Annotated in this window: 11 protein-coding genes; 6 read left to right on the forward strand and 5 right to left on the reverse strand. The window is 74.4% G+C overall.

Features of this window, described 5'->3' with window-relative positions:
- Positions 1–114 precede the first annotated feature (114 nt).
- From L7D48_RS19765 to L7D48_RS19780, 4 genes are all read left to right on the forward strand, one after another.
- Positions 115–324 carry a DUF4236 domain-containing protein gene (locus L7D48_RS19765; protein ID WP_237880896.1) on the forward strand — a complete coding sequence of 70 codons (210 nt, stop codon included), beginning with the start codon at positions 115–117 and terminating at the stop codon, positions 322–324.
- Between the two features lie 421 nt (positions 325–745).
- A complete protein-coding gene (locus L7D48_RS19770; RefSeq protein ID WP_237880899.1) occupies positions 746–1,366 on the forward strand; it encodes a DUF6230 family protein in 621 nt (206 codons plus the stop codon).
- On the forward strand, positions 1,357–1,752 hold the full coding sequence (locus L7D48_RS19775) for a DUF6114 domain-containing protein (RefSeq protein ID WP_237880901.1): 396 nt from the start codon (positions 1,357–1,359) through the stop codon (positions 1,750–1,752). Before L7D48_RS19770 ends, L7D48_RS19775 begins: the two co-directional genes overlap by 10 nt.
- The gene (locus L7D48_RS19780; RefSeq protein ID WP_237880903.1) at positions 1,749–2,441 is read left to right on the forward strand and encodes a hypothetical protein; all 693 of its coding nucleotides are present in this window, start codon (positions 1,749–1,751) and stop codon (positions 2,439–2,441) included. The genes L7D48_RS19775 and L7D48_RS19780 overlap by 4 nt, the downstream gene beginning before the upstream one ends.
- 140 nt (positions 2,442–2,581) lie before the next feature.
- Here L7D48_RS19780 and L7D48_RS19785 read toward each other — a convergent pair whose 3' ends face one another.
- Both L7D48_RS19785 and L7D48_RS19790 read right to left on the reverse strand, forming a co-directional pair.
- Positions 2,582–3,946, reverse strand: coding sequence for a nicotinate phosphoribosyltransferase (locus tag L7D48_RS19785; protein WP_237880905.1), 1,365 nt, complete (start codon positions 3,944–3,946; stop codon positions 2,582–2,584).
- 71 nt (positions 3,947–4,017) lie between these two features.
- A complete protein-coding gene (locus L7D48_RS19790; RefSeq protein WP_237880906.1) occupies positions 4,018–5,589 on the reverse strand; it encodes an AAA family ATPase in 1,572 nt (523 codons plus the stop codon).
- Positions 5,590–5,990: 401 nt separating this feature from the next.
- Between L7D48_RS19790 and L7D48_RS19795 the strand changes: the two genes are divergently transcribed.
- Complete coding sequence (locus L7D48_RS19795) at positions 5,991–6,245, forward strand: DUF1876 domain-containing protein (protein ID WP_093849325.1); 255 nt, start codon at positions 5,991–5,993, stop codon at positions 6,243–6,245.
- A gap of 270 nt (positions 6,246–6,515) precedes the next feature.
- Here L7D48_RS19795 and L7D48_RS19800 read toward each other — a convergent pair whose 3' ends face one another.
- Positions 6,516–6,800 carry a DUF1540 domain-containing protein gene (locus tag L7D48_RS19800; protein WP_237880908.1) on the reverse strand — a complete coding sequence of 95 codons (285 nt, stop codon included), beginning with the start codon at positions 6,798–6,800 and terminating at the stop codon, positions 6,516–6,518.
- A gap of 326 nt (positions 6,801–7,126) precedes the next feature.
- On the opposite strand from L7D48_RS19800, the gene L7D48_RS19805 reads away from it, so the two are divergent.
- A complete protein-coding gene (locus tag L7D48_RS19805; RefSeq protein WP_237880910.1) occupies positions 7,127–8,842 on the forward strand; it encodes a GAF domain-containing protein in 1,716 nt (571 codons plus the stop codon).
- Between the two features lie 163 nt (positions 8,843–9,005).
- On the opposite strand, the gene L7D48_RS19810 is transcribed toward L7D48_RS19805, so the two are convergent.
- Complete coding sequence (locus L7D48_RS19810) at positions 9,006–9,527, reverse strand: flavodoxin domain-containing protein (protein WP_237880912.1); 522 nt, start codon at positions 9,525–9,527, stop codon at positions 9,006–9,008.
- Positions 9,528–9,610: 83 nt separating this feature from the next.
- Positions 9,611–10,318, reverse strand: coding sequence for a CBS domain-containing protein (locus L7D48_RS19815; protein WP_237880914.1), 708 nt, complete (start codon positions 10,316–10,318; stop codon positions 9,611–9,613).
- Between the last annotated feature and the right edge of the window lie 63 nt (positions 10,319–10,381).

A 10,381-nucleotide genomic window follows, 5' to 3' on the forward strand; every position in this document is an offset into this window, starting at 1 on the left:
GACGGAGACGGCTGAGTTCAGCGGAGCTGAAGTCGGGCATACGGGCAACATCCGTACCCGGCGGGGCGGTTCGCCGCCGGGTACGACGCAGACAGCCGAGCCGAGGAGGACCGTATGGCCGTCACGTTCCGCAAGAGCATCCGGATCCTGCCCGGAGTGCGCCTGAACCGCAACCGCCGCTCCTGGTCGCTCAGCCTGGGCAGGGGGAAGGGCCCCAGGTACACGTTCGGGTCCAGGGGGCGGCGCACCATGTCGATGAATCTTCCCGGCCCGTTCGGATACCGCAGGACGGCGACGAGCCGGAGCCGCCGCGGCGGCCGCTGAGACCGAGGCGGCCCCGAGTCGCAGGACACACCCCGGGCCGGCCCCGGAACCCTCCGAAGGGTTCCGGGGCCGGCCCTTTCGCGTACGGCCGTCGAGGGGCCGCCGGGGGACCGCCGAATGGCCGAAAAGGGGCTGCGCGGGACCTTGCCAGTGACCAGTGGCATACCTACAGTCAACCTACTCGCCGGTATTGACATGTTCACTAATACCGGAGGAGTCCCCGTGTGCCCCGGCCGGGCGCGGGGTGGAGCCGCGCCACCGCGGGTGCCGGCCCGTCACCGGGCCGCGTGCACCGACCCGGTACCCGCACCGGCAGGCACCACCGGCACCGCACGAGCACCGCACCAGCACAGAACCTCGCAATCCGTATGCCACAGGCGCGTCCGCGAGATGTTCGCGGACTCCGCCGGAAGGGTGTGTCATGAAGGACGAGCAGGAGAGACCCGTGGACGGCCGCGTCAGATGGCGCAGGTTCGCCGCCGTGTGCGTGCCCGGCTTCGCCGTCACCGGCGTACTGGGCGTCGCGCTGGCCGAGGGAGCCCTCGCCGCGTCGTTCGCCGTCTCCGGCCAGCAGTTCAAGGTGTCCGCGGACCGGCTCACCGGCGACGGCTTCGTGCAGTACGGCAGCGTGGACGTCAACGCCCGCGACCAGCTGCTGCCCGTCGCGGTGACCGGCATCAAGAAGGCGAGGATGGAGAGCCTGTGCCAGTCCGTCGTCACCACCCTGCCCATCCTCGGCGACATCTCGCTCAAACTCTCCGCCGGCACCGGGGACAAGCCGGTGGAGGCCACCGACCTGTTCGTGGACGCCACCCAGCTCTCCGGTGACGCCTCGTTCAAGAACATCGAGATCGGCCGCGACGCCTCCACGCTGGACAAGGGCCCCGACGGAGCCCAGGGCATGCAGGACGCCTTCTCCCAGCAGGCCGACACCCTGGAGATCAGCGATCTGAAGCAGACCGCGTGGGCGACCAACGCGGGCACGTTCAAGCTCGCCGACCTCAGCATGAAGATCAGCAAAGGCAAGCGCGAATGCTTCTGAGGTGGCGGCGCTGGCGCCGCGGCCGGCCCTTCTGGGGAGGGCTGGTCACCGTCGCCGCCGGCGTGGAGATCGCGGTCATCCCCCTGGCCCCGATGAAGGTCATGCTGCACCAGGGGGTCGCGGGCGCCATGTCCGTCCTCCTGGGCGCCGTACTGATCGTGCTGGGCCTGTCGGCCTGGTTCACGCCGCACTACCGCACCCTCACCGGCATCCTCACGGCCATGATCGCCGCGGCCGCGCTGGTCCTCTCCAATCTCGGCGGCTTCCTGATCGGGACGGTCGCCGGACTCATCGGCGGCGGGCTCGTCTTCGGCTGGCAGCCGAGGACGGCGCCCGCGCCGGAACCCCCCCACCCCATCCCCCCCTTAGTCGAGGAGGAAGCGTGACCCTCAGCGCATCGCGTTCCCGCACCCCCCTGGCCATCGGCGCCGGTCTGGCCGCAGCGGCCGCCCTGACCCTGGCCGGAGGCGGCACCGCCGTAGCCGAGCCGGCCGCCGTCGCGGGCTCCACCACCGTCACCCCCGCCGGGCACTACTTCGCCGCCGACCTCAACGGCAGCGCCACCTTCAAGGCCGGCAGCGTGACGGTGACCTGCACGGTCTCCAGCTCCGCCCCCACGGGCACCGGCGACGCCAACCGCGTCCCCGACGCCCCGGACAACCACAACGCCGCCGGCCCGGTCGGAGGCCCGCTCAACGCGCCCACCTACAGCTCGTGCCGCACCAGCATGCCGGGCGTCTGGGCCACCGTCACCACCAGCGGCTCCTGGGGCGTCTTGGTCCAGCACGGGGCGCCGTCCACCGCCACCCTGTCCATGCCCAGCGGCGGACTGGTCGTCAAGACCACCGGCCTGGCCAACTGCACCGTGACCGCCGCCCCCGACGCCGGCGCCTCGATCCCGGGCACCTGGACCAACGGGGCGCCCTCCAAGCTCACCTTCACGAACGTCTCCGTGCCCGTCGACGTCGTCGGCGGATTCGGCTGCCCGACCAGCGCGAGCAGCTCCGTCTTCAACGCCACCTACGACATCACCGACGCGACCGACCCCGCCTCGCAGATCACCGTGACCGGCTGACCGGCCGACCGACCGGGGGAGCGGCGGCTCCCCCTCCCAAGGGCCCCGGGCGGCTACCAGGCCACCGCCCGGGGCCCGTCGCGCCGCGTGCCGCGCCGCGTTGCGTGCCGCGCCGCGGGCCGTACGGCGGCCCGCGTGGGTCAGCCGGCCGCCGCACGGCCGCCGTACACCCGCTCCTCGATACGGGAGCGCACCTCATCGGTCAGGCGCGACAGGGCCTCGGAGGCGACGGGCTCCGGCGGCACCGGATCCACCACGCGCCGCGCCTCCTCGGGCAGCCGGGCCAGATCGGCCTCGAAGCGCTCGCGGGCGGCCGCCAGGGTCGCGGGGGCGGCGACGCGCCGGCCGCCGGTCATCACCGTCTCCAGCAGCGGTTCGGCACCGGACGGCGGCTCCTCCTCCCGCAGGGCGACGACATCGGCGAAGCCGGGGCCGCGGAAGACCTGCTTGGCCCCCGGAGCGGTCACCTTGGCCGCCGACAGCTTCATCACCGGCCGCCCGTCGTAGGACACCAGCTTGTAGGCGGAGTCCAGATAGGGGGCGTCGGCCGAGACCCCGACGCGGGTGCCCACGGCGTAGACGTCGATCGGGGCGCCCGAGCGCACCAGGCGGTCGACGCCGTACTCGTCCAGACCGCCGCTGGCGGTGATCCGCACCTCCTCCAGCCCGGCCGCGTCCAGGATCCGCCGCGCGCGCACGGCCAGTTCGCCCAGGTCGCCGCTGTCGAGCCGGACGGCGCAGCCGGGCCCGTACCCCAGGTCGCGCAGCACCCGCGCCGCCGTCCGCACGCCCTCCTCGGTGTCGTAGGTGTCCACCAGGAAGGTCACCGGGCCCGGATGGACCCGGGCGAAGGCGCGGAAGGCAGCCTCCTCGTCCTCGTACGCCTCCACGAAGGAGTGCGCCATGGTACCCACCGCCGGGATGCCGTAGGCGGCGGACGCGGCCACGTCACTGGTGCCGGCGAAACCCACCAGGGCGCCGAGCCGGGCCATGCGCAGGCCCGCCTCGACTCCGTGGGTGCGGCGCAGCGAGAAGTCCACCACCGGGCGGCCGCCGGCGGCCAGGACGCAGCGCGCCGCCTTCGAGGCGATGGCCGTCTGGTGGCTGATCTGGTTGAGCAGGCAGGTCTCCACCAGCTGCGCCTGCGGCAGCGGGGCGGTCACCTCCAGCAGCGGCTCGCCCGCCAGCACGATCCGGCCCTCGGGCACCGCCCGCACCTCGCCGGTGAACTCCAGGCCCCGCATCGGCTCCAGGTCCTCCACCGGCCGGTGCAGCGCCTCGGCGAAGGCGGCGGCCTCGCTCGCGCCGACCCGCAGCCCCTCCAGATACGACAGCGCCGACTCCAGCCCCGCCGCCACCAGGAAGCCGCGGTGCGGCGGCAGCTTCCGCACGAACAGGCTGAAGACGGCCTCGCCGGTCATGTCCTCGCGCAGGTAGGCCAGGGCCATGCTCACCTCGTACAGGTCCGTGGTGAGCGCTCCGGGGACGGCCATCTGTCCGGTCATGTCCGCATCCTCCTTCCGTGCGCGGCCCGGCGCACCTCCACACGGCGCGGCCCCTTCCGGCCGTCAGCCCGTCAGCCCGGCTCCATATAGGGGCGGCGGAAGGCCGGCGCGGGCCCGGCGTCGTGCGGGTGGACCGCCGCCAGCGCCTGGTCGGCCGCCGCCCGGAGCGGGCCGGAGGTGTCCACGGCGACGGCCTCCGGCCACGGGGCCTCCCGCCGCGCCATCGCGGCGGCCACCTCCGCCCCGGCATCGGAGACCCCCGGCTCGCGGCCGGCCAGCCGGGAGTCGGCCACATCGCCCGGCGTCCGGCAGCGCAGGGCGACCAGCTCCGCACCGGCGCGCTCGGCGGTCCGCCGGGCCGCCTCCCGCTGCTCCGGGTCCGTCCAGCTGGCGTCCAGCACCACCGACTCGCCCGAGGACAGCAGGGCGGCCGCGCGGTCCAGGAGGGCCGCGTAGGTGGCGCGTGTCCGCTCGGGCGTGTACAGGCCCTCGCCGTAAGGGGCGGGTGCCGGCTGCTCGGCCGGGATGCCCGCCAGTTCCTTGCGGACGCGGTCGCTGCTGAGCAGTGTGACGCCCATCCGGTCCGCCAGCGCCCCCGAGAGCGTGGACTTGCCGCGGCCCGGCAGCCCGCCGACCAGCACCAGGCGCACGGCGGAGGCGCGCAGATGGCGCAGGGCCGCCGTCACCAGCCCCCGCGCCTCCTCCCGCGCCCCCGGCGCGCCCTGGACGGCCTGGATGAGGGAGACCTTGGCGCGGACGAAGGCGCGGTAGGCGACGTAGTGGTGCCACAGGGAGGGCGGTGCGGGGTCCGCGGAGTACTCGCTGTAGCGGGCCAGGAAGAACGCCGCCGCGTCCGGCGCGCCCAGCCGCTCCAGGTCCATCGCGAGGAACGCGGCGTCGTCCAGGCCGTCGACGTGGCGCAGCCGGTCGTCGAACTCCAGGCAGTCCAGGACGCGCGGGCCGTCGTCGAGGCAGAAGATGTCCTCGGCCCGCAGATCGCCGTGCCCGTCGACGACCCGGTTGCGGCGGATGCGCGTCTCGAACAGCACCTCGCGGCCGTCGAGGTAGCGGCGCACCAGCCGCTCGGCCTCGGAAACCCCCTCGGGCAGCCCGACCGCGTCCTCCATGGCGCGGACCTCGCTGAAGTTCGCCTCCCAGCGCCCGGCGAGCGCGTCCCGGGTGCCCTCGCGCACCACCTCCGGGCCGCGCGGGGAGTCCGCGTGCCGGGCCGCCAGCAGCCTTGCCACGGCCCGCAGCGGTTCCCGTACGTCCTCGCCCCGGCGCACCAGGGCGGACAGCCGGCGCTCGGCCGGCATACGGCGCATCACCACGACCGGCTCGGGCCCGCCGTCCCCCTCCCGTCCGGAGGGGGAGTCGAAGGGGCAGCGGACCTCCGCGAGTCCCAGGTAGACGTCGGGCGCGAAACGGCGGTTGAGCTCGATCTCCCGCTCGCACCCCCACCGCCGGGCGGCGAGGGTGGTGAAGTCCACGAACCCCAGGGAGACCGGCTTCTTGAGCTTGTGGACGCGGTCCCCGAGGAAGAACAGCACCGCGGTGTGGGTCTCGCCGACCTCCGCGCGCGGGGGGTGCGCCGCCCCCGCCCCGGTGCCGGGGCCGGGAACGGAGGTCGGGGGTGTGGGCATCCTGTGGCTCCTTGGCTGCCGTCGGGCGCGCTGAGGTCGTGCGGGGGCCGCGCGGGCGGCGGTCGCCGCCCGGTGGGGAGTACCGGGGAGGCCGCTTCGGAAACCCGCCGCCCCGCCCGGAGCGGGACGCGGGCGTACGCCGTCCGATGGAAGGCTCGCGGCACCGGGGTTACCGTGGGAGGCAGAGGCCGCAGGCGTATCCACGCCGAGGAGGAGCCGGCGACGCCCGGTGCGGCGACCACCGAGGCCGGCGGGCCCGGTGGCCGGAGTGCGCGGCGGGAGGCACGGCCACGCCGGGAGGACCGCGGAGGGCCGCGGAGGGCCGCGGCAGGCACGTACACACGGACCGGGCCGAGCGCATCCGGACCCCATCGGCCCCGCACCACCCCAGGGAGCAGACGATGGCTCACACACAGGACTGGAAGGTCCGCCTCCACCTCTTCGAGGAGGAGGGCACGACGAAGGCCCACGCGGTGCTGGACCTCGGGGGCACGGAGATCAGCGGACAGGGCGTCGCACGGCGCAACCCGCACGACAGGGACGTCCCCGAGATCGGCGACGAACTCGCGGCGGGACGCGCGATGAACGACCTGGCGCAGAAGCTGCTGAGCGTCGCGCGCACCGACATCGAGGGCGTGGCGCACCCCGGGCCCTGACCCCGGCCGCTCCCGGATCCCCGGCCCCGGCCGGGGATCCGGCTCGATCGACCGAGCCCCGGACGCGCCCTCCGGAGCCGTCCGCACCGGCAGGCCGGCGGGCCGTCAGGAGCGGGGAGGCCCGATGAGCACACGGGAGACGTCCGACGAACGAGCGACGGCCGCGGTCCGCGACGCCGCCGCGGTCCCGGCCCGGGGGTGCTGCCGTGGTCCGGGGGCGGGCCGGACGGCAGGCCGACGCGGGGACCGGTGGGCCGGCTCGGAAGCGGGTCAGCGCGGGGAGTAGGTCAGGCAGTCGGCCGTGCCGTGCAGGGCGCCCACCGAGATGCCGGTGGCCTGGCACTCGAAGTCGGTGTTGTGCCGGCAGTCCGACATCTTGCAGGCGCCGACGTGCGCGGCGGCCTCCGGACTGCCGCCCTTGCGCGGGGCGGTGAAGAACGTGTCGCATTGGGCCTGCTGGGGGTCGCCGACGGTGATGGCGAGCGCGTGGCAGGCGTGCTCCCTGTTGTACGCACAGGGCTCCACGGCGCATTCGGTCACAGCGGGCATCTCCATGGATCTCTCCAGTGCTCTTCGGGTGTCCTCGGGCGCTTTTTGGTGTTCGGGCACCCGGCCCGGGGCCGGGCTGTCCGAGGTGGAGGCTTTCCCGGACGGGCGGCGGTGCCTGCCTTTGGAGCGCCGCAGTTCACCTGATGGGCCGAGCGCGGAGGGGCCGCCGGATCCTCGTTCGGTTAAATAGTGTGCCAAGCGGTTTGTATTACCAACTGGAGGCCGCGATGGGCGTCCTGGAACGGACGCCTCGAGGCGGGGCAGCAGTCCACACGGGTGAACCGATACCTTTGGTCAAAGGCTCTGGAGCCTGACGGAAGGAGCCGGTGGGCATGGGGAGCGAGAAGGACGCAGGGCGCCTGCCCCGGCTGCAGCTGGACGAGTTGCTGGACGAGTTGCAGGCCCGCGTCGACGCGGTGCGCGGCACCCGGGACCGGGTGCACAGCCTGCTCGAGGCCGTGATGTCGGTGGGGCAGGAACTGGAGCTGTCCCACGCGCTCCAGCGGATCGTGGAGGCCGCGGTGCTGCTGGTCGACGCCGAGTACGGCGCCCTCGGCGTCATCGGCGAGGACGGCAGGCTCTCCCAGTTCATCCCGGTGGGCATCGACGCGGAGACGGTCGAGGCCATCGGCCCGCTGCCGTCGGGCCACGGACTGCTGGGCGAGCTGATCCGCCATCCGGAGCCGCTGCGCATCCCGGAACTGGCCGAGCACCGCAACTCCTCGGGCTTCCCGCCCAACCACCCGCCGATGCACTCCTTCCTGGGCGTGCCGATCCGGGTGCGCGAGGAGGTCTTCGGCAACCTCTACCTGACCGAGAAGCGGGGCGGGGCGGAGTTCGACGCCGAGGACGAGGCGGTGCTGTCCACCCTCGCCGTGGCGGCGGGCGTGGCCATCGAGAACGCCCGCCTCTACGAGCAGGCCCGCAACCGCGAGCGCTGGATGGAGGCCAACGCCGAGATCACCGCCGGGCTGCTGTCCGGAGTGGACGAGCAGGAGGTGCTTGTGCTGGTCGTCGACCACGCGCGCCACATCCTCGCCGCCGACCTGGGCGTACTGGCCCTGCCCCTGGAGGACACCGGCAACCTTCAGGTGGTGCTGGCGGAAGGAGAGGGCGGCGAGGCGTTCCGCGGACTGGTGCTGCCCCCGGAAGGATCGTTCGTGGGGGCGGCGCTGGCCGCCGGGGAGGCGGTCACCAGTGCCGACATCGCGGGCGACCCCCGCGTCTCGGCCGGTGTGGAGCGCTGGAAGGGCATGGGCCCGGCGGTGGCGGTGCCGATGGGCGCCGGCGACGGGGTGCGCGGTGTGCTGCTGCTGGCGCGCCGGGAGCGGCGCGCGCCGTTCACGGAGACGGAGACGGCGCCGCTGGCGTCCTTCTCCGGACAGGCCGCGGTGGCCATGGAGCTGGCGGAACGGCGCCGGGCGGCCGAGCAGGTGGCCCTGCTGGAGGACCGCGACCGCATCGCCCGCGACCTGCACGACCTGGCCATCCAGCGGTTGTTCGCCACGGGCATGACGCTGCAGAGCGCGGTGCGCTTCGTCCAGCACCGGGAGGCGAGCGAGCGGCTGCTTCGGGCCGTGGACGACCTGGACGAGACCATCAAGATCATCAGATCGACGATCTTCGGCCTGCGCAGCCACGGGGACGGCCGGTCCCGGCAGCAGGGGCTGCGGGTGCGGGTGGCCCGGCTGGTGGAGGAGGCCGTGGGGAACCTGGGCTTCACCCCGGCCCTGCGCATGGAGGGGCTGGTGGACACCGACGTTCCGCCCGCCGTGGCCGACCATGTGGTGGCGGTGCTGGCCGAGGCGCTGTCGAACGTGGCGCGGCACGCGCGGGCCGCGGTGGCAGAGGTGTCGCTGGTGGTGGCGGACGGCTCCCTGACCGCCACGGTGGCCGACGACGGGGTGGGCATCCCGGAGGGCGGCCGCCGCAGCGGGCTGGTGAACCTGGCGGAGCGGGCCGAGAAGCTCGGCGGCGAGCTGCTGCTGGAGAGACCGCCCTCCGGCGGCTCCCGCCTGGTGTGGCGGGTGCCGCTGGACGGGGCCTGAGGAGCCGGGGGCGAGGAGGGGAGCGGCCCGGCCGGGCCGCGGTCTTCGGTCCGGTGTTCCCGGTCCGGCTTCCGGGATCCGTCCGGAGGCCGGGCCTGCGCCGTGGTTCTGTGCCGCCTCCCGGGCCCGGGAGGCGGCACAGAACCACGGCGGCTCCGGGGGCTCAGGTGTTCTGGGCCGCGCGGGTGAGTTCGGCGGCGACCGAGCGCGCCCACCGGCGGATGTGCTCGCGGTCGCGGAAGTCGCCGCCCTTGCCCTGTTTGACGATCTGCCGGGCGATGAAGCCGCGCGCGTCCTCGCCCAGCCGGCCGCCGAAGGTGGTGTGGCCGCGCGCGTCGATCAGGGCGGCCACGCGCGCGGCGCCGGGGGCCGGCGGGATGTCGCGCTCCTCGGCGGAGGCGTCCAGCGGGCCGCTGCTGAACAGCCACACCGGCAGCCGCGCCAGTGCGTGGCGCCTGTGCCGGGCGAAGCGGGTGGCGTCCCTGACCCAGCGGCCCGCGTACAGGCCGGAGCCCAGCAGGACGGCGTCGTAGGCGCCGAGATCGCCGAGGGCCGCGGCATCGGCTGCGGGCAGGACGTCGGCGGTCAGGCCGCTCTCCCGCAGGTCCTGGCCGATCCACCGGGCGATTTCCGCGGTGGAGCCGTTCTTCGAGCCGTAGGCGACGAGTACGTGCGGTGGTGTCATCGTGATCGCCTTCCTGTGCGTTGCCGGTCCTCCCGGGTTGCCCGGGGGACCGGCGTTGTGCCGGTGGCCTGCCGGCGGGTGCGTCAGTGGTTTCGCAGCCGGCGGTCGGCGAGGCCGTGCGGTGCGGGTTCCTCGGGCCGCAGACGTGAGTCGTCCAGGCGGTAGGTCAGGCGGTTGACGACGTCGACCACGCCGTCCAGGCGGCGGATGAGGGCGGTGGCGACGGGGATCTCGCTGCGCCGCTCGACCTGCCCGGTGAGGGTGACCACTCCCTCGGCGACGGAGACGGAGACGGTGTCCGGGGACAGCCACAGGGACCGGATCAGGACCTCGTCGACGACCTGGGCACGGATGTCGGCGTCCGGGCGGAGGAAGACGCCCAGCAGGTCGCGGCGGGTGACGATGCCGACCAGCCGCTCTTCCTCGTCCAGGACCGGCAGCCGCTGGACGCCGTGCGCGACCATGGTGCGGGCCGCGCGTGCCACCGAGTCCAGGGCGTGGACGGTGACGGCGGGGGCGGTCATCAGCTCGCCGGCGGCCAGTGGGCGCCCGGCGGCGCGGCGGCGGCCGGGGCGCCCCCTGGGCGGGGCGCCGTCCGAACCCTGGCGGGCCTGGTGGGCCAGGAGGTCGGTCTCGGAGACGACGCCGAGGACCTTGTCGTCGCCGTCCACGACGGGCAGGCCGCTGATGCCGTGCCGTGCGAGCAGGTGGGCGATCTGCTTGAAGGGTGTCGTCGGGTGGGCCTTGACGACGTCGACCGTCATGACGGCGCCGACCGCTTTGTGCTTCATGGCGTCCTCCGTGTTCTCCTTCCGGCGGCCTGTCGGCGCAGCCGGCGCGGGTGGGGGTCGTGG

The sequence above is a fragment of the Streptomyces sp. ICN903 genome, assembly GCF_022015835.1.
GTDB classification, from domain to species: domain Bacteria; phylum Actinomycetota; class Actinomycetes; order Streptomycetales; family Streptomycetaceae; genus Streptomyces; species Streptomyces fenghuangensis.